Annotated in this window: 13 protein-coding genes; 4 read left to right on the top strand and 9 right to left on the bottom strand. The window is 58.6% G+C overall.

From position 1 onward, the window contains the following. Window positions 1-15: 15 nt before the first annotated feature. The 6 genes from CAF63_RS06005 to CAF63_RS28795 all read right to left on the bottom strand — a co-directional run bounded on the left by CAF63_RS06005 (window position 16) and on the right by CAF63_RS28795 (window position 7,462). On the bottom strand, window positions 16-933 hold the full coding sequence (locus CAF63_RS06005; protein WP_085683797.1) for a GNAT family N-acetyltransferase: 918 nt from the start codon (window positions 931-933) through the stop codon (window positions 16-18). After that, window positions 921-2,222 carry a phenylacetate--CoA ligase family protein gene (locus CAF63_RS06000; protein ID WP_085683796.1) on the bottom strand — a complete coding sequence of 434 codons (1,302 nt, stop codon included), beginning with the start codon at window positions 2,220-2,222 and terminating at the stop codon, window positions 921-923. Before CAF63_RS06000 ends, CAF63_RS06005 begins: the two co-directional genes overlap by 13 nt. Window positions 2,223-2,232: 10 nt before the next feature. Then, entirely contained in the window at window positions 2,233-4,668 is a 2,436-nt protein-coding gene (locus CAF63_RS05995) for an aldehyde dehydrogenase family protein (RefSeq protein WP_085683795.1), read from the bottom strand. Between the two features lies 1 nt (window position 4,669). Next, a complete protein-coding gene (locus tag CAF63_RS05990) occupies window positions 4,670-5,800 on the bottom strand; it encodes an acyl-protein synthase (RefSeq protein ID WP_085683794.1) in 1,131 nt (376 codons plus the stop codon). Continuing rightward, window positions 5,800-7,059 (bottom strand): MFS transporter, encoded by a 1,260-nt coding sequence (locus tag CAF63_RS05985; RefSeq protein ID WP_085683793.1) that lies wholly within the window; start codon window positions 7,057-7,059, stop codon window positions 5,800-5,802. Before CAF63_RS05985 ends, CAF63_RS05990 begins: the two co-directional genes overlap by 1 nt. 262 nt (window positions 7,060-7,321) lie before the next feature. After that, window positions 7,322-7,462, bottom strand: a complete 141-nt coding sequence (locus CAF63_RS28795) for a hypothetical protein (protein WP_178081266.1) — start codon at window positions 7,460-7,462, stop codon at window positions 7,322-7,324. A gap of 157 nt (window positions 7,463-7,619) precedes the next feature. On the opposite strand from CAF63_RS28795, the gene CAF63_RS05980 reads away from it, so the two are divergent. Beyond that, the gene (locus tag CAF63_RS05980; protein ID WP_085683792.1) at window positions 7,620-7,808 is read left to right on the top strand and encodes a hypothetical protein; all 189 of its coding nucleotides are present in this window, start codon (window positions 7,620-7,622) and stop codon (window positions 7,806-7,808) included. An 18-nt stretch (window positions 7,809-7,826) separates the two neighbouring features. Here the strand turns inward: CAF63_RS05980 and CAF63_RS05975 are convergent, their stop codons facing one another. Next, complete coding sequence (locus CAF63_RS05975; RefSeq protein WP_085683791.1) at window positions 7,827-8,204, bottom strand: fe2+ zn2+ uptake regulation protein; 378 nt, start codon at window positions 8,202-8,204, stop codon at window positions 7,827-7,829. 299 nt (window positions 8,205-8,503) lie between these two features. On the opposite strand from CAF63_RS05975, the gene CAF63_RS05970 reads away from it, so the two are divergent. Continuing rightward, the gene (locus tag CAF63_RS05970) at window positions 8,504-10,846 is read left to right on the top strand and encodes an acylase (RefSeq protein WP_085683790.1); all 2,343 of its coding nucleotides are present in this window, start codon (window positions 8,504-8,506) and stop codon (window positions 10,844-10,846) included. A gap of 63 nt (window positions 10,847-10,909) precedes the next feature. Here the strand turns inward: CAF63_RS05970 and CAF63_RS05965 are convergent, their stop codons facing one another. After that, a complete protein-coding gene (locus tag CAF63_RS05965; protein WP_085683789.1) occupies window positions 10,910-11,911 on the bottom strand; it encodes a FecR family protein in 1,002 nt (333 codons plus the stop codon). Between the two features lie 154 nt (window positions 11,912-12,065). On the opposite strand from CAF63_RS05965, the gene CAF63_RS05960 reads away from it, so the two are divergent. Further along, complete coding sequence (locus CAF63_RS05960) at window positions 12,066-12,335, top strand: PepSY domain-containing protein (protein ID WP_085683788.1); 270 nt, start codon at window positions 12,066-12,068, stop codon at window positions 12,333-12,335. Window positions 12,336-12,398: 63 nt separating this feature from the next. On the opposite strand, the gene CAF63_RS05955 is transcribed toward CAF63_RS05960, so the two are convergent. Next, window positions 12,399-17,174, bottom strand: coding sequence for a dermonecrotic toxin domain-containing protein (locus CAF63_RS05955; RefSeq protein WP_085683787.1), 4,776 nt, complete (start codon window positions 17,172-17,174; stop codon window positions 12,399-12,401). A 205-nt stretch (window positions 17,175-17,379) separates the two neighbouring features. On the opposite strand from CAF63_RS05955, the gene CAF63_RS05950 reads away from it, so the two are divergent. After that, window positions 17,380-18,411, top strand: a complete 1,032-nt coding sequence (locus tag CAF63_RS05950; protein ID WP_085683786.1) for an Ldh family oxidoreductase — start codon at window positions 17,380-17,382, stop codon at window positions 18,409-18,411. The last annotated feature ends 35 nt before the right edge of the window (window positions 18,412-18,446 follow it).

Here is an 18,446-nt window from a genome sequence, read left to right as displayed (position 1 = left end):
TGCGGGCCTTGTCGTTTATGGCGTTTTCAGTCGCCGACGCTGCATGTCGTCATGCAAAAACTGCATTTGCGGGCAATGCAGCGTCAGTGCCTTCGGCTGAAATCCTCGATGAAACAGCGCCAGCCATCCTTCCCCTTTTTCATCGGGCGCCAATCCGGTGAAGACAAACCCCGTTTCCGACAATTTGCACCAGGCACTGTCGAATCCCTGCGTCATTCTGAGCCTGATCGAAATCAGCCAATGTGCCGGCAACTGCTGCAATTGCCTGAGAAGTCCCTCGTCGAGCGCCTCCAGTACACTGTCATAGCGACCCCAGCGCTGTTCCAGCTGCGCGGGTTCGCCGATCCAGGGGGAAGCGGTGTCCCGGCTCCCGAGCACATCGATCATCTTCTGCATGAATTTCCCGTAGTCATCGGGCCACTTGAGTTTCGGCAGCGGGCGCTGATAGTCGTCTATCCGGGCGTACCCCAGGATCAGCGTCTCCGGTGCCGAATCGCCAAAGGGCGACGGGGCGTAATCAGGCAGCAATCCGGTATTTTGAAAGCCCAGGCTGGCGGCCATCCTTTGTGTGTACGGGTGATGGGTCATCTGTTTGATCGTCACCCCCCGGTAGCCGAGCGCCTGGGCGTGAATCAGCAATTGTTGGCCCAACCGTGTGGCAATGCTTTGGCCACGGGACTGCGGGTCCACCACAGTCAGCGCCAGTTCGGCGATGCGCGACTCTCTGTCGCGAATTAACGACGCGTGCCCCAGCATCTGATCCCCCGACACCGCCACCAGTGAATGCCAGCGACCGCCGACCTGGTTCTGGCTGATCATGCGAGGCAGGTACACATGCGGTTGAGCGTAATGATCGCCGTAGATCTTCCTGAACAATTGGCTGACGGCGAGCGCGTCGCTGTTGCGGTAACTGCGCAGAATCAGCGTTTCCATGGGTGATCCTCCGCATGCAGGTTGTCGTAGTCGCGCAAATCCACGACGCGCTGCTGTTTGCCCGAACGAGGATGGCGGGACAGATCCTGAATCGCGCAGCGCCGGATCTGCAACTCAAGCAGATGCTGAGCGCTCAACTGCTCGATCAACGGATAATCGGCGGTCAATGCATGGTGCAGCATCCGGTCTGCGTGTTCGCCAACTGGAGACGCCGCATCCGGCACCCATTTCAAGAGCAGGACGTCGCGCCCTTCGTCTTGCTCGATCACCAACTGCCAATCGTCACTGCCGGTGAGGCGCTGCACGGTCTCGCCGATTGACTGTGGCATGAGGGTCAGTATTCCCACGCGCAACCGCTGGCTGTCGGCGCAACGTCCCCTCAGTGCAAATTTGCGCCGAGGTGTGTTGGCCGGCTCTCGCCAGCAGGCCCGGTCACCGACCGGGTAACGGATCAACGGCATCAGTCGGCGGGTCAGGTTGGTCACCACCAATCGTCCCACTTGATCACATTGTGTAATCGCCTCACCGGTTTGTTCATCGAGGATCTCTACCAAGCTATGCCCCTCAGCTACTCGATGTTCACCCAAGGCGCAGTCTCGGTGACTGGCCCCCATGAAACCGGCGTCGACACTGGCGTAACCGATAGAGGCAATGCGGGCGGCGGGAAATACGCGCCCCAACCGTTTCATTTGTGCAGGGAACAGACTTTCGCCGGCATAAAGCAGGGTTGTTACTCCTTCGAGTACCCGGCTGTGCTGTTCGAGCCAGGCCGCGAATGTCAAAAAATGGGCCGGCAGACCCGCCAACACATTGATCCGGTGCTGGACGATGGCATCGGCCAGAATGTTCGAGTCGACCTGCCCGGTGAAGGGGAATTCAACGACATCCGTCTCAACGTGCGCGAGGGCATCGTGAGTGAACAGGAAGCTTGCGTACAGGTCGCCGGCAAAGAACAGGTTGGCGATGCGATCACCCGCAGACAATTGCCCGGAAAGACTGCGACCGAATGCCGAGACCATGGTTTGCCATTCGTGGCGTTGAAAGACTGAAAACTTGCCGGCACTGGTGGTTCCCCCCGTCTTGAACACCAATGCGTTGTCCATCGAGGCGGTCAGGACAGGCCATTGGTCGAGGTTCTGGCTGTCCTTCCAGAAAGCAATGGGGTCGATCACCGGAAGTTCACCCAGTGCCTTGACGTTATCGGGGACACCAGTGAAGTGGCTCGCATAAAAGCTTGAATGCCGGCGTGCATATGCCACGAGTTCGCTCAACTCAATCCTTGTGTTCATGGTGCATTCCTTAGACTTCAGAGACGGGGCGGGTGCCCCGGTTGTCGATCACCAGCGGCGTCTTGCCGCTATGCTTGTTCCGGCTGAACCGATCGATTGCACAGACTTCTGCGTCGACCGTCAGAAGTCCGGTCTGGATCAGGGTCGCCAAGGTCGGGTAATCCTGAAGACGGCGCTGGACGTCAGCGGGCGGCAAAGGGCTGCGAAACAGCATGCGCTCGAGACCGTCGGGTGCATGCTCCAGGGTCACTTGAAATTCCGCTTGCAGACACTCCGCCAGCGTTGTCAGGCAAATGAAGTCTGTGCCGATGCGCATCAGCCGGCCATGACGCTGCAGCAACTCGAAGCGCGGAGTGGGCAGACCGCATGCGCACTGGCCGGGAATCCAGCGGCCGCTGTCGCCAAGGTCATATCGCACGACGTCCTGACCTTGGCGTTCAATGGAGGTGAAAACCAGACGTCCGGTTTCATCGCCGATCACCGGGAGATCGGCCTGGAACCCGACAATCTCCAGATGCTGGATATCACTCATCAAATGGAACACACCGTCAGGGGTCGCCGGACAGGCATGGCCGAGCGGCCCTGCGTCGACACTGCCGTAAATCGCCGACCGGATGAGTTTGACGCCACAGCTGTGCATCAATGCACGGCTCTGCTCGCCGGGGTGTTCGCCGCCAAGGAAGACTTTTTCGATGCCTCCATAGTCCTGCAATCGTGCCTGCTCGTTGAGAAACAGGCGGTGGAGGGTGCTCGGCATGCCGACCAGCGTGGTCACGCGCTGATCGATGATCAACCGGGCGATTTCACGGTAGTCGTCATCGGCTGGCGCCCCCATTGGCAGATGGGCTACACCCAGCAGCTCCAGCACTTTGGAAAAGCTGAAGAAGCCGCCATACAAACCGCCACTGAAGAACAGATTCATCACCCGGTCGCTACCCGGATCGAGACCCGCCGCAAACAGGCCGTCGGCGGCAGCGCGCATCTGGCGATGGAAATCGCGATAGCTGAAACCTGACAGTGCCGGTGTTCCGCTGCTGCCGCCCGAGCGGAAGTACAAACGGGCCGCTGGATTGATCGGGCGGGCGACAAAGGCTTCTTTGCTCATGATGGGCAGGCCTGCCACGCAGGGTGGTGTCGGCAGGGGATCAAGTGTGGCGAGGGCGTTCAGCGTCGTAACGGGCAGGCTGACCGATACCCGTCGACTCAAACGCTGCAAGGCATAAACGCCGTCGTGAGGTTCACCCTCGTAACCTTCGTGAATCGATTCGATCGGGGTGATTCGCGTGACGCCGGCCGCGATCAACGTCTGCGACAGATCGGCAGTTTCATGTTCAGAGCAGATCAAAGCGCAGCTTTGCAGCACGTTTCGCCAAGGCAACAAGGCTTTGGTGATCTGCGCACGTGGCAGCGGCTTGAGCAGCACACTGCGAAACAGCGGCGAGGGGCCGAGCTGCCGGTCATGGGTCCAGATCACCTGCCAGTCCGGCGCCTGCCAGACGTGGCCGGCGGTGCCGGAAAAACTGTAAGCCAGTTGCGCCATTGCGACACGGGTGGTGATTTCCGAAGCTTCCTGAACCGACGGCACCAGGGCCGGCCAGCGTTGGGCCCGGCGTTCGAACGCCTTTGCCAAACCCTCACCGATGGTGCGCAGAACATCCTCGTTATTGCTGTCCACCAGCAGCCACTGTGGGCTGGAGCAAGCTTGCTGGTCGAGGCGGCAGACTTCATCCGCCACCGCATCCAGCGCCTGCGCCTGCGCCTGCGCCGAGGCTGACTCTGGGGTGAGGTAAACAAAGCTGATTCGGTGCCCCCAGTCGATCCAGCGGCATCCGGCGGGAAGTTGTTCGCGGATGGCTTGTAGCGCCAATTCGCCGCCCCATGCCGAAACACCATTGGCTCGCTGGCACAATTGACCGATGCGGTCAGTGGACGCCGGAATGACCGCGATATGCCCCGCGATCTGTCCCGTAACGTCGCATTGCGCCAGGGCATGGAGCAACCGGGCGGTAAGGCCTTGGTCGCTGCTGCTGGGGCGCAGCCAGTTGACGTTGCCGGCCAGCAGGCTTTCGATCACGGCGCAGAAGGCCAGCAGCGGTGCGTTGCCGGGGGTGATGTGAACCACCAGCCCCAGCGGGCTCCAGCGTTCAAAACGCGGCTGGTGATAATCGATGCGACGCAGCGTGCCCGGTTGCTCGCCGAGTTCGCGCTCAAGTTTGCGTCGCAGGGCATCGGGTTGGCAGAACTCGAACAGTGACCGGCGTTGCTCGGGCTCGATGGGCAATGCCCTGTCCGGGTCTTGCAGACGTTCTGCAAAAGTGGCGGCTGCGCCCAGCACGGTCGCTGTGTCGAGTGTTCTGGCCAATCGTTCTGGCAGATCCAGATAAAGCTGTTGCAGTGCGGCTTCGAGGGTGCGGTCGGCGTGAAGCTGTCCGTTGATCAGGTACATATCAGTGCTTCCCCAGCAGTTCAGAGGCGGCCATGGCACAGCTACGGCCAGCGGTGGTGGCGGCGCGGCCGTGCAGTTCGAACCAGTCTGTGGACAGACCACAGCCACAGCTGGCGCCTGGATGCAGGGTGGCGAGATCGCTCATGACCACCGCATGTGCCGGACTCGACGAAATGTAAGGCGAGACAAAGCTCAGCAAGCCCTGACGGCCATACGGAAATACTGTGGAGTCGGATGGATTGCGCACAAATACCTTCGAATAGACGGGAACATGGAAATGATGGTGAGCACATTCGAGGTAAGGCACCGGGTGTTCGACCGCGCCGTAACCGTCCCGGCAGCGGGAGGTCTCAAGGCCCAGTTGTCGGTGGATGTGTTCGTACAGTTGTTGACGAGGGATTTCTTGAGCCGCATGGGTTTTCCAGCCACCCCCGAAGAGTGCCAGCGAGCCCGGCGCCAGTTGCAGGTCTGCCACCCCGGTGGCCTGCATGCGTTGCAGGGTCTGCCAGAGAAAAGCAGGGAAGCCGAAAATTCGCACCGGCAGGCCTTCTTCGGCAAAGGATTGCAGCGCAGCGATGACGCCAAAGCCGTCGAATGCATGGCCGCTGCCGGTACGGCGCAGGGCATAAGCCACTCGATTGGCCGGCGCGAACCGGCACAGAAACTGGTCGGTAAAGGAGGTTCCCAGGCTGATCGCCCCCTCAGGCTCATAGCTCAGAAGTAAATAGTTGCAGGGCGTATGCGGGGTGACCCAGTCATAGTGGTGGAAAATGCGTTCGACCATGTACTGGGCAGCCCCCAGACTGCGCTCGTCGTAGCGCATGCGGCTTTTCTGACCGCTGGTGCCCGAAGATGTCAGCTCGATTGCGGTTTTACCCGTGGCGCTGAGCAACTGTTGCTGCTTGAAAAAGCTCGCGAATATGGGCGGCAGACGGGACCAGTCGTCGAGACTGTCTAGGTTGTCCACGGTCAGCCCGTTAGCCTTCAGCCAGTGCTCGTAGCCTGGGGTGTGAAGGCTGTGGAATCGGCTGATCTCGGCCATGGCCTGGTTGAACAGACCGTCCGGTACGAAATCCGGACAATAGGGTTGCGTCAACGCGCACAGCGCATCGCTTTTGGGGAAATGGAACATCAGACGTCCTTATCATTATGTTGAACGGTCGCCGCTGCCGGAGCAGGTAGAAACCGGTTAAGCAGGGGCAGGCTGAGCAGGCCGCCGAGGGCGGCCCAAAGGGCGAAGAATTCGAGACGCAGACCACCGCCGATGGCGGCAATCAACCAACCGCCGATGCCCATCACGGCAATCGAAATCATGCCGATAGCGGAGGAAACCAGGCCTTTGCCGTCATCGCTGCAAAACAGCGCCAGCCGGTATAACGCAGCGTTACTCATGCCCAGGCCCACGGCGTATAGCGCGAGGCCGGCAATCACTGCGATGAGGGGGAGGCTTGTCATCGCGGCCACCACCAGGGTCAGCAGACCCAGGCAAAACGGCCACAACGCCAGGCGAATCAATTGCGGCAGTTCACGTGTGGCCAGCAGTCGGTCGAGGATCAGATTACCGGCCATGACCGCCGAGAAGACTGGAATCTGCCACAGGGCATATTCCCGGGTTGTCAGGCCCAGCGACTGGATCAGCAACAGTGGTGCAAGGCCGATCCAGGCGATCAATGGCAGGCTCATCAGGCCAAGTGCGACGCAAGTCCCGAGAAATGTCCGGTTGCGCAGCAGAGCAAGGTAGCGCGTACTGATCTGGCGGAGGGAAAAGGCAATCGGTGCGTGCTGGCTACCATCCCGACGGACCACCCCGATCGTTTCAGGCATGCAGGCATACAGTCCGATCCATGCAAGTCCGCCAGCCAGGCCCAGGCCGAGGAACAGTTCGCGCCAACTGAGCCATTCCAGCAGCAGACTGCCAAGCAAGGGCCCGATCAAGGGCGAAAGCAGTGCGACATTGCCGAGCAGCGCCATGAGGCGAACCGCATCAGCTTCGCAGAACACTTCCTGAAGCGCGGGATAGCTGACAGCCACCACAAACCCCAGCCCCATACCTTGCACAAGCCTTAACGCGTTGAAGACTTCAATATCGGGCGCCAGCGTTGTCGCTGCACACGTTGCGCCGAACAGCGCGCAACCGGCCAGCAACAGCGGCCGACGGCCAAAACGGTCGGAAAGCGGCCCGATCAGCCATTGCAGGCAGACGCCTCCGATCAGGTAAAGATTGAAGGCGTTGGGAATATGGCGAACGTCGGCCTGCAGGTCCTGTGTCACGGTGAGCATGGCCGGCATGACCAGGTCGCTGGCCATATAGGTCAGCCATTCAAACAGCACGAGGGCCAGACAGAAGCCTAGGGTGGACCGGGGTGAGAGTTTGACGAGTGTTCTTTGCATACGCTTCCACAGGGTTCGAGAGGGAGCGCAAAGGGTAGAGGCGGGGTCAGAAGGTTCCTACGTCACTGCTGTGACGGACTATGACGCGGGTTTTCATGATGTTGCTCAGGTGCGGATGCCTACTTTTGAAGGCGAAATGCCTGACAACATTACCCATCGAGTCCTAAGAAAAATGCCCACAATCCTGTGGGCATTTTTGCTGACACTAAATCAGTTGTTGCATTTGATTGGGCGCACGCGGGTGTCCCTTCAGTGACAGGGTCTAGCGATGGTAGTAATAACCCGGACCCTGCGGCGCATAGTGGCGATGGTCGCCATGCCAGCCGCCGTGGGGAAAGATGATGCAGCCGCTCAGGGTGAGCAGTGCAAGGACAGGAATCAGCCAGGTGATTCGACGCAGCATTTCAAAGATCCTCATGGTTTAAGCCGCTTGAAGCCAAAGCTCTTGATCGGCTGTAACATGAGACCCCGTTTACCGCGGCGCATCCCCGTGAAACGGTAAGCGCATGGCATCGACTTCGATACAAACCCGATACATTCCAACGGTTCAGGAACCTGTAATGACCCATAAACAACGCTTGATATATTCGATTTTGATCGCCCTCGCGGTATTGGCAATCATGCTTGGTCTGTCCTGGCTGCAGAATGCCGGAAAGATCAGTGAACAGACATTCCAGTACATCGCCATCGGTGTGGCGGTGGTTGTCGTGGTGATCAATGGTGTGATGCGCCGCAAGGTCAAGCCTTGACGGCGTATGCCGGACGCGTCAATCGCTGTTGAGCACGGCGGCAGCCTGTGGATGCAGGGTGTAGCTCTTGTCGGCGTTGAAGGTGATCACGCCTTCGGCGCACAGGCGCTTCAAAACTTCCCGCACGCTGAGAAAGGACAGTGGAATGTCCAGATCCAGCAACTGGCTGTGTACGCCACGAACGCCCAGGCGACGGTCGTCCTCGGCGGCGACCAGCAGGGCGTCGATGACTTTCAGCCGTATCAGACTGGTGCGCAGGCCGAAGCTCTTGAGCAGCAACCGGATGCGCTCATTGCCATGGCGCTCGATCCGTTGTCCGAATACGCCGGCGTGCGAACCCATGGAAGCTCCTTGTGGTGGCTGGCTACCGTCCGATGGTAGTTGCGGGTTGTACATGCGATTACTCCTTTTCAGAGCCTGATCAGGAAAGGTTTTTCGTGCTCTCTCTAAACAAGACGTTTCAGCCCGACAAATCATGAAGCGAAAAATGTAGAAAATTTGTCGTCGATTTGTCCTTTCTCCGTGATTGCGGCTCGAAACGGGTCTGCGGCCGACTAAATTTTTTTCGTCGGTTTCGTTTTCTGGAAAGGCTCATTGCGCGTGGACGCGTGGGTGATTTCAGGGCGGAGCCGCAGTGCAGACGTGTTCGAACACGGCGCGCGATCCGTTCCCGGGTATTTCGATCAGGAGCGAGCGTGACTATTTCCAGGCAATTAACCGGATTGACCCTTGCCGGCATGTTTCTCGGGCTGAGCCTGTCGGTGCAGGCGTTCAGTCCATCCGGCCAGACCGGCGCCGACATCCGTCGTACAGGATTTGGCGTACCGCACATCCGCGCGGAAAACGAACGCGGTCTTGGTTTCGGCATCGGTTATGCCTATGCGCAGGACAATTTGTGCCTGCTGGCCAACGAGATCGTGACGGTCAACGCTGAGCGTTCGCGTTATTTCGGACCGGAACAATTGACGGTCGAAGAGCGTGAGAATCGCGTCAGCGATCTGTTTTTCAAGTGGCTCAATACCCCGCAAGCAGTAGGTGCCTTCTGGCAGGCGCAGCCGGTGGAGGTGCGTGAGTTGGTGGAAGGTTATGCCGCCGGCTACAACCGTTATCTGGCCGAGCGTCGCCAGCAGGGATTGCCACAACAGTGCCAAGGGGAATGGGTCCGCGATATCGCGGCGGAGGACCTGGTAAAACTCACCCGTCGTCTGCTGGTCGAGGGCGGTGTCGGTCAGTTCGCCGAAGCGCTGGCGGGCGCTACGCCACCGCAGGCCACCGCGCGAATCGACAGCGATGCCCGCGCTTATCAATTGGCGGATACGCGCCTGCAACGTTTTGCGCTCGACCGTGGCAGCAATGCCGTTGCCGTCGGCAGCGAGCGCTCGTTCAACGGCCGTGGAATGCTGCTGGCCAACCCGCATTTCCCTTGGGTTGGCGGCATGCGGTTCTATCAGATGCACCTGACCATTCCCGGCAAGCTTGATGTGATGGGCGCTGCGTTGCCGGGCTTGCCGATGATCAACATCGGCTTCAATCAGCACCTGGCCTGGACGCACACTGTCGACTCCTCCAAGCACTTCACTTTGTATCGCCTTCAACTCGATCCGAAAGATCCAACCCGTTATTTGCTGGATGGCCAGTCCTTGCCGATGAGCAAGCAGACGGTCACGGTTCAGGTCAAACAGGCGAACGGACAGGTAGTGCCGGTTTCGCGCGAGATCTACAGCTCGCAGTTCGGCCCGATCGTGCAGTGGCCGGGCAAGCTCGACTGGGACAACCAGTACGCCTACAGCCTGCGCGATGCGAACCTGGACAACGACCGGGTGCTGAAACAGTGGTATGCGATGAACCGCGCCGCCAATCTCAAGGACTTGCAGGATTCGGTGCACACAATTCAAGGCATCCCTTGGGTCAACACCCTGGCCGTGGATGACAAGGGACAGACGCTTTACATGAACCTGTCAGTGGTGCCGAACGTCAGCGCGGAAAAACTGGCCAAGTGCAGCGACCCGCGTGTCGGGCTGCAAATGATCGTGCTCGACGGCTCCAACAGCGCCTGTGCCTGGGATATCGATCCGCAGGCTGCGCAAAAGGGCATTTACGCTTCCGCCCAATTACCGCAACTGCTGCGCAAGGACTTCGTACAGCACTCCAACGATTCCGCGTGGCTGGCCAACCCGGCGCAACCGTTGACCGGGTTCTCACCGCTGATCAGTCAGGAAGGCCAGCCACTGGGATTGCGCTCGCGTTTTGCGCTGGATCGTCTGGCGACCCTGAACAAAAAAGGTCCGCTGTCGGTGCAAGACCTGCAACACATGGTGATGGATGATCAGGTGTTTCTGGCAACTCAGGTAGTGCCGGATCTGCTGAAATTTTGCGAGTCGCAGCCGGTTGCCGAAGCCGCGCTGAAGTCGGTGTGCTCCAGTCTGAAAGCTTGGGATGGCCGGGCGAATCTGGAATCGGGCATGGGGCTGGTGCATTTCCAGAACATCATGCGCGCGTTGCAGACGTCACCGGATGTCTGGCGTGTGACCTTCGATCCAAAGGATGCGCAGAACACGCCACGCGGGCTGGCCGTTGAAAAACCTAAAGTCGCCAAGGCCTTGCGTGAGGCCATGCTGGCGTCGGCCGAGACGGCCGCGAAGATGGGGCTGACCGACAAAACCCGTTGGGGTGATGTGCAGGTGGTCAGCAGCGGTGGCCAACAAACGCCGATTCATGGCGGGCCGGGGACGTTGGGTATTTACAACGCGATTCAGAGCGTCCCGCGTGAAGACGGCAAACTGGAAGTGGTCAGCGGCACCAGCTATTTGCAAGTCGTGACGTTCGACGAGAAAGGACCGCATGCTCAGGGTCTGCTCGCGTTCTCGCTGTCCAGTGACCCGGCGTCGAAATATTCCCGGGATCAGACCGAAGCCTTCTCGAAGAAGCAATGGAGTGTGTTGCCGTTCACCGAGCAGCAGATCAAGGCCGATCCGCAGTATCAGGTTCAGACCGTGCGTGATGATCTTGAAAAAGCGGGGAAAGTAGCGGCGCACTAACCCGTTGTCGTAGCACCGCAATGATCGCAACAGACGAAGGCCGCTCCCTCACGGGAACGGCCTTCAGTTTTTTGCCGGCTGTTGCGGCATCGGGTTGATCACCGGGTTGCCGTCCTTGTTGCGCGTCAGAAACACCGGCAGGACTTTGGGCAGCGAGCTGGCGAAGCTGTTCAGCTCCCTGATGTTGTAGATGCCACCCACCCGGATCGCGCCCGTCGAGTTGTCGGCGAGCATCAGGGGTTTGTCCAGGTATCGGTTGATCTGCGGCAAGGCCTCGTTCAACGACAGATTGTCGAGCACCAGTTTGCCGCTGCGCCAGGCCAGCGAAGTGTCATTGGCGTAGGTCTGGCTGATCTGCGGGATGTAGTCGCCGTGCTTGTAGCGGGCTTGCATCGAGGGTCCCAGACGCAAGCCGTCTCCGGGCAGCCGGGCATTGCTGGTCACCAGAACGGAGCCCTCGATCAGGTTCACTTTCACCTGATCTTCATACATCCAGACATTGAAGCGGGTGCCGGTGACGCGAATCTTGCCTTCGGCGGCCCTGACAACGAACGGATGACTCAAGTCATGGGTGACTTCGAAGAACGCCTCACCCTTTTTCAGGGTGACGCGACGCTCATCCTTGTAGTTGCTGTAGGTCAGTTCGGTGTTGAGGTTCAACTCTACCTGGCTGCCGTCACCCAGGGTGACGTGATGCACGTTGTCAGTGGCAGCGAAATGCTGATAGCTGTTGGGCAGCCAGCCCATATTCCATCCGGTCCAGGCCGCCAGTGGCAATGCCAGCGCACAGACAGAAGCTGCTACAGCGTACCGGCGCCATGATTTGACGGGAGGGCGGATTGGCACAACGGCGGCGGGTTCAGGGCGTGGCAAATGCTCGGCAACGTCCCAGATCTCCAGCATGGCCTCATATTCGAATGCGTGAAGTGGATGAGCATCGCGCCATTGTTCGAACGCGAGCCGCTCTTCAGTAGTGCAGTCGACGGCGTGCAGACGCATGCACCAATGCGCGGCGGCATCGGTGATCGCATCGTATTCGTCTTCTGAAAGGGGGTTCTGGGTCATTGACTCGTCCTGATTTGCTGCATTCTAACCTTGAGGGCGAGGCGCCGAGAACATCCGTCATGGCAATTGCCCATCAAAGTGGAACTTATTTTTCACGCAAGCGCCCAAAAAACCAGGACGTCCGTTGAACACTATCCACAAATGGAGTGAAAAAATGATCAAAAAAACCTGTGCTGCCCTGTTTGCCACCGTTGGTTTGCTCAGCGCTGGCGCTGCAATGGCTGACCGGCCGGGTGCCGGCTGGATCACGATCGAAAAGGCCATTGAAATCGTCAAGACCAAGGCCGGGTATGTCGAGGTGTATGAAATCGAGGCCGATAACAACGGCTATTGGAAGGGGGAAGGGCGCAAAGCCGATGGCGTTGTCTACGAGTTCCGCATCGATGGCGCCTCGGGCAATGTATTGCGTGATCAGAAAGACTGAGTTTTCTCAGCTGCCAGGCGCGCTAAAAAGCGCAGGTTCAGCAACCTGCGCTTTTTGTCAGGCTTATGGCACCGGATCGAGTCGGCGACCGATTTCGCAAATCAGTCGAGCTATAGCGTCGGCATTACGCAGAATCACATCGATGCGTACCTCCGGGGATCCTTGATCGCAAAAGGCGTCGCGTGCTTCCTGCAGGGTTCGGCCCCCCGTCATCTTGAGAACCTCGGCGTAGATCGTCGCCATGTCCTGGTCGCGATCGAAGCCCATCCAGTTTCTTGTACTCACATCCAGTGTCGCAAACAACTGAGCGCGTGGCGTCTGCAGAGAAAGTGCCGTCCGTTGTTCTCCTTCAAGATCATTCTGCAGCAGTGTTCCTCTGGGCGTATCCGTCAGGATCAGGTCTGAAAAAGGTTCGCGTGCGCGAAAAGTCACAATGTCGAGCGCCTTGCTGAACTGGTGGGCGAACTCATGAATCAGCGTTGAGGCCCGCGCATGGCCATTGAGATCGAACGTTTTGCTGATGTGAGGCAGGTAGTGATCCAGTTGCTGATCAAAGAAGTGCTCGGTGAAATGCACTTTCATACTTTTGTCGCCGTCGAATACAAAGGCGATGACATCGTCAAAGAGGCGATTGGAACCTACGATAAAGCGGTCGCTGTTCATCAGATCCTCATCTTCCGTGACCAGTGCCTTGCAAAGGGGTTCGATGATCTTCGCGATTTTCGAAACAACACCGTCGGTAATGTTGTCGATGTCAAAAAGATCTTCGAGAAACGCCTGCACTCGATCACTCAACGTTACCGTCTTGTGAAGTGTGAGATTGTGCAGGCAATTGAAGGCGTAGAAGCGGGCCAGGTCGATGGCTTGGACCAGCATTCGGGCTTTTTCCGGATGCCTGCTGCGAATCTCCGCCATTCCCCGTGCCTCGATGTTCATCATCGAACGCCGCATTCGCGAATAGGATTGGCTTTTATACATTCTCGACAGGGTTTTGCCGAAGTGAACAATCCGATGCGGGTCGACGACCAGGGCGTTTGCGGTTTTCACCAATGCAGGTCCTTGCTGATCCTGCCCCTTCAATACCCAGCTCGCCCCATTTTTAACGACTTGATAGACCTTTCCGGCGCAAGCCGCGTAGTGGCGGTTGCTGGACGGATGCCTGTAGATGCCTTCTTTGGAACTGTATTCAAGATCCTTCAGCGATACTGAAGTCCCTTCAAAGGGTCGCAATGCAGTACGAAGCGGGGCGGTCAGATCAATCTCGCCAAGGCTTGGCGCGACAAGCACTTCGTTCAAAGGCGCCGCTACCGAGGACTCCGCCGCCATCTCCGGTATCAGGGCAATTTCGACCATGTCCAGCGCGCCATGGATGAAGGAATCCATGGCCTTTTTCCAGTGATGGTTTTGCAACGCCTCTTCTGCGCCCTGGATATGTTCAAAGCTACTCCACAGAAAGTGCAGAAAGTCGATTTTTCCTTGAGCCATTCGGGAAACCTGCCTGAGGCCATCACTGAACACACCCAGCGCAGCCTCCCAGTCGGACTGGCCATCAGGATTGTTCTGCGAACTCAGGAGTTGTTTCAGCAACTCGACGTTGTCGTTGAACAGATGTTCGAGAAAGTTGCCGGCAATCGAGCTGACATTCAGCGTCATTTCGCTCCTTTCTCCGAAAGTCGTCTCCAGCAGGCTGATGAACAGGGATCTCTGAGATTCCGGCAATCGTCTGACCAGTAAATCCTGAAGGGCCCCCGGTGTATTGAGTGCTGCGATCAGAGCGTCGTCATCCTCAAATTCGTGAAAGAACCGCTCGGCATAAGGCGAGTAGAGCACCCTCGGCCCCGTATGGCCGGCGCCCGGGCCGAAAATGTACATGCCCAGTGCGTTCACGGCAGCAGCGCCGGCCGTCTTGATCAGTGACAGCGGATAGGCAATGGCGTGAGCCCCGGTTACGGCAGTGCGGGCTAGCGCGTCGGGCATATCCAGCACCTGACGAATGAAACCGAACCCGGCGTCGGACAAGTGTTGCTGGAGTTTCAACGCGTGGCTTTGCTGCAAAAGTTGCCACGGAACCTGGCGCAGGAACCGCTCCTTGGCCGTACGGGTTCCAGACGGAGCACTCGACAAGGCATCGTCTACCTGGCGAGCAAAAGTCTCGGGAATTGCCAGCGACAACAATAACTGAGTGACAGACTTTGGATCGAGACCGGCAGGCAGTGCCTCATCCGTTTTCGACGTCACCGTAAAACCGGTTCCCTGAGCGATATTGATGTGGTTCAGGGCATGTTCCACCAGACTCCGCCCGGGGCCGGCCAGCGTCAGGGACGGCGTGATTTCAATCTGCACCGGATCGAGTTTGTTATCGGGAAAACGAGCTTCGAGCAGCGAGGTCAATGTCTGGTTTACGTAGTTTTGCAGTGAAGGTACGCCAGCGAGATAGTCCCCATCCTCTTGAACACTGTGGCGCCATTGTTCGAGCAGCTCGATGTGCAGCTGTTGTTCCTTGACGGGTGCCATGCCGAGCCAGGAGGGAAGCGTCTGTTGTCTTTGAATGGCCCGCGCATGTTGACCCGCCAGTTGCAAGTGGCGAGTCAGCGGTACTTGACTCAGTCCGCTCAAGCGTTTCAATCGTCCTGTGGGGTCTGTGATGCGTGAGCGTACCTGTTCGCAACAATCGAGGTAGTGGTCGATGGTCGACTGCATCTGATGGTGCAACACGTTGTTCCTGATCAACTGCAACGATCCCAGTTCGTAGTGCTGATGAAACCTTGTCTGCGTCGGTCGAACGTTTTCCAGCAGCGACAGGCGCCGGATAGGGTCACCCAGGCGTCGGTTCAGCTCCCGCTGCGCCAGGGTGACGTTATCGAATACTTCCAGTCCGAACGCCGGCGTCCACAAAACGGCCCGGCCCGAGTGCCGGGGATCAAGCCCGCCGCGCTCCGTGATGAGCAGGCAATGATCCAGAGGCAACAGGTTTACCGAGTCGGGGCACGTCAGGCTGAGTGCAAAGGCGTCGGGTCTGAAACCATTGAGTGGCAGCCGTTGCGCCGGAGTCGGATGAGCAGAATCGATGACGGTCGCGATCATGTCTTGCAGCGATCGACTCAGTGAGCTGTTCATCATCCGCAGTTTCGCTTCAGCGTTGACTCCCACATACCAGGCGTGCGCCAGCTGTGGCTTCAAGCCTTCCAGATAGGTGCGCTGTAACGCGGGAGTTTTCATGGGCTGCAGCGTAAGCATACTGACAACTTCGCTTTCGATGTCGCTGTAAGTCTTGATGGCCGCAGCAGCCTTGTCGGCCAGTACTACTGAGGGTGTGGCGTTGCCGGTGAGCACGGGTTGCGTTGTCCAGCGGCCCTGCGCATCAAGCCTCGACAACTGCTCATGAATCATCGGGCGGATATCCAGCGCCTTGTCGAACAGTGCATGAAGATTGACCGCGCCATCGCTGCAGCGGTAGACCTGCAAGGCGTACTCGATGTTTTGCCGTTGTTTGGTAATGATTGCCTCGAACAGGACTTTGAAAATGTCCCCGGCCAGACGCTCGCCTGAAACATGAGGTTCACGGAAACCAAGAAAGCGGCTGCGCTCTTCCAGGTTCAACAGGGCGTAAAGTTCGTCTTCATGCCCGCGTGCCAGAAATTTTGCCTGCAGGGTGTCCTTCAGGTCGTCGTAGTCCTTGAGCGTTTGCAGGCCTAGATTCGGCGTGTAGAGGAAGGCTTCGGTTGCGTTGATCATCAACGAACCTGCCAGCTCGACGTAGTTGGCCTGGCGCTCCCACAGGCGAACGCTTTCGAAAGTGGGTAAGCGTACGGCCGTGGTGGCGGGGCGAATGAGCTGATGCAGCGTATCGAATTGCGTGGAATCAATGATGTGGGTTTCACGTTTGATCATCAGCTCGGCGCGCGCCCGGTCTTCAAGCGCTTGGGCAAAAAAAGTGCGGCGCATCGATCCATCTGCCGAAGGTGCGTCCCAGTATTGTTCCAGCTGTCTGAACAGAAAGACTGTGAGTTTGCCCGATGCAGCCGTAACGGCATTCTCCCAATGCTCCTGATCGTCGGGTTGCGCTTTTCTTCCCGGGTTGTGGTACTCGCGGGACTGGGCGTTTGGCCAGCGCTGATGACGATAGAGCATCAGCACTGCTTCGCTCAGGCTCATGGATTCGAGCCAGTGCCTGCCTTGTCCTTCGGAATCCTCACCAGCATTTGAGTCGGTGTAAAAACTGACGCGCGTCTGCGATTGCTGCAGAGTCCCGAAGTGAGGTCTGAGCAAACCGTTCAGCACACTTTCGAGTACCTGTGTCAATGAAGGCAGGCGTTCGAGCTCATCGTTCAGCGCTCGAGTATTGTGAAAACCGGCTTGATCCAGAGCCGCGCCCAGTTCCTCGAACACATCGCCTTCGATGAGCGTAAATGTGATGGAGACGGGCCCGCCTTCCTGCAACCGCTTGCGCTCGGAGAGTGCCAGAAATGCCAGCAGATCCTCTTGAGAAACAGTGTCGTTGAGGGAATCTTCGAGCCGCGCTTTCAAGGCAGCACGGTTTTCAAATTTCTTCAGGCCGCCATAAGGGGTATAGAGGATGTGGCCTTCATCGTCTGGCGTGGCGCTGAGGACAAAACTGCCAGGCAACGGTATCGGCGCACGTTCGGCAACATGGAGCAAAATGCGCTCTGCAGACATCGCAGGCGTTTGCTGTTTGCGCAACGTAGCGCTGGTCAGTCTTGTATGAGCCAGCCATCGGAAGTCCCTTTCCGTCAGGCCGTGTTTTTTCCCCAGCGTGTGCCATAGGCCCGAGGCGTAGAAAACTTCAGGAAACAGCAGGGGGGCAAGAGGGTTGGGCATTGGCAAGTCTCGAATGAAGGCTGTTGTAGGGGCCGGTAGGTCGGGACCGAAGAGTAGAAAGAGGAGTGGGGCCGCAGGTATTACATAGTTACCGCGTTCCAGTGACCTGCCGCAGGGTTGACAGGCGACAGGTCTGGCGTGGTAAATCGGATCGCAAGTTGTTCGTACGCTGTTGTTCCCTCCAATAATTACTCTGGAGCTTCAGATGTCTGCGCCACACGATCATGCGGTTTCGTCCACGGTGTCCCTGGACGAGTTGACTCAACTGCTGGAAACGATTTTCACCCGTCACGGTACCTCGTCCGAAGTCGCCAGAACGCTGGCCGCCAATTGCGCCAACGCCGAGCGGGACGGTGCTCACAGTCATGGGGTTTTCCGGATTCCCGGTTATGTCTCGACGCTCAATAGCGGCTGGGTCAACGGCAAGGCCGTGCCGAAGGTCGAGGACGTGGCTTCAGGGTTCGTCAGCGTCGATGCCGGCAACGGTTTTGCTCAACCTGCGCTGGCGGCGGCACGTGCGCTGCTGGTGGAAAAAGCCCGCAGTGCCGGGATCGCCGTATTGGCGATCCGCAACTCCCATCACTTCGCAGCACTGTGGCCGGATGTCGAACCCTTTGCCGACGAAGGGCTGGTCGCGCTGAGCGTGGTCAACAGCATGACCTGCGTGGTGCCGCACGGCGCCGACCGGCCATTGTTCGGCACCAACCCGATCGCCTTTGCCGCACCACGGGCCGACGGTGCGCCGATCGTGTTCGACCTGGCCACCAGCGCCATCGCCCATGGCGACGTGCAGATCGCCGCGCGCAAGGGCGAGAAGCTGCCGGCGGGCATGGGTGTCGACAGCCTCGGCCAGCCTACCTGCGACCCGAAGGCGATTCTGGAAGGCGGCGCGTTGCTGCCGTTTGGCGGGCACAAAGGCTCAGCGCTGTCGATGATGGTCGAGCTGCTCGCCGCCGCGCTGACCGGCGGCAATTTCTCGTTCGAATTCGACTGGAAGAATCATCCGGGAGCCAAGACCCCGTGGACCGGCCAGTTGCTGATCGTGATCGACCCGAGCAAGACCGCCGGGCAAAGCTTTGCCGAACGCAGTCGGGAACTTGTGCGGCAGATGCACGGGGTCGGACTCAAGCGACTGCCGGGGGATCGCCGGCATGTGCAGCGTGCAAAGTCATTGGCCAAGGGCATCGAACTGGATCAACAGACCTTGGCGCAGTTGCGTGAACTGGCGGGCGAATAACGTTTTGCCGGACATGAAAAAGGCGAGCCTGTTGG

Source organism: Pseudomonas sp. B20(2017) (assembly GCF_002113125.1).
In the GTDB taxonomy this organism is placed as follows: Bacteria; Pseudomonadota; Gammaproteobacteria; order Pseudomonadales; family Pseudomonadaceae; genus Aquipseudomonas.
This window is presented reverse-complemented; position numbering and strand designations above follow the sequence as displayed.

Coding starts and splice junctions, on each gene's coding strand:
- CAF63_RS05990 (WP_085683794.1), bottom strand. CDS start 5,800: ATGTTCCATTTCCCCAAAAGCGATGCGCTGTGCGCGTTGACGCAACCC.
- CAF63_RS05975 (WP_085683791.1), bottom strand. CDS start 8,204: ATGTACAACCCGCAACTACCATCGGACGGTAGCCAGCCACCACAAGGA.
- CAF63_RS06005 (WP_085683797.1), bottom strand. CDS start 933: ATGGAAACGCTGATTCTGCGCAGTTACCGCAACAGCGACGCGCTCGCC.
- CAF63_RS05985 (WP_085683793.1), bottom strand. CDS start 7,059: ATGCAAAGAACACTCGTCAAACTCTCACCCCGGTCCACCCTAGGCTTC.
- CAF63_RS28795 (WP_178081266.1), bottom strand. CDS start 7,462: ATGCTGCGTCGAATCACCTGGCTGATTCCTGTCCTTGCACTGCTCACC.
- CAF63_RS05960 (WP_085683788.1), top strand. CDS start 12,066: ATGATCAAAAAAACCTGTGCTGCCCTGTTTGCCACCGTTGGTTTGCTC.
- CAF63_RS05980 (WP_085683792.1), top strand. CDS start 7,620: ATGACCCATAAACAACGCTTGATATATTCGATTTTGATCGCCCTCGCG.
- CAF63_RS05995 (WP_085683795.1), bottom strand. CDS start 4,668: ATGTACCTGATCAACGGACAGCTTCACGCCGACCGCACCCTCGAAGCC.
- CAF63_RS05965 (WP_085683789.1), bottom strand. CDS start 11,911: ATGACCCAGAACCCCCTTTCAGAAGACGAATACGATGCGATCACCGAT.
- CAF63_RS06000 (WP_085683796.1), bottom strand. CDS start 2,222: ATGAACACAAGGATTGAGTTGAGCGAACTCGTGGCATATGCACGCCGG.
- CAF63_RS05955 (WP_085683787.1), bottom strand. CDS start 17,174: ATGCCCAACCCTCTTGCCCCCCTGCTGTTTCCTGAAGTTTTCTACGCC.
- CAF63_RS05950 (WP_085683786.1), top strand. CDS start 17,380: ATGTCTGCGCCACACGATCATGCGGTTTCGTCCACGGTGTCCCTGGAC.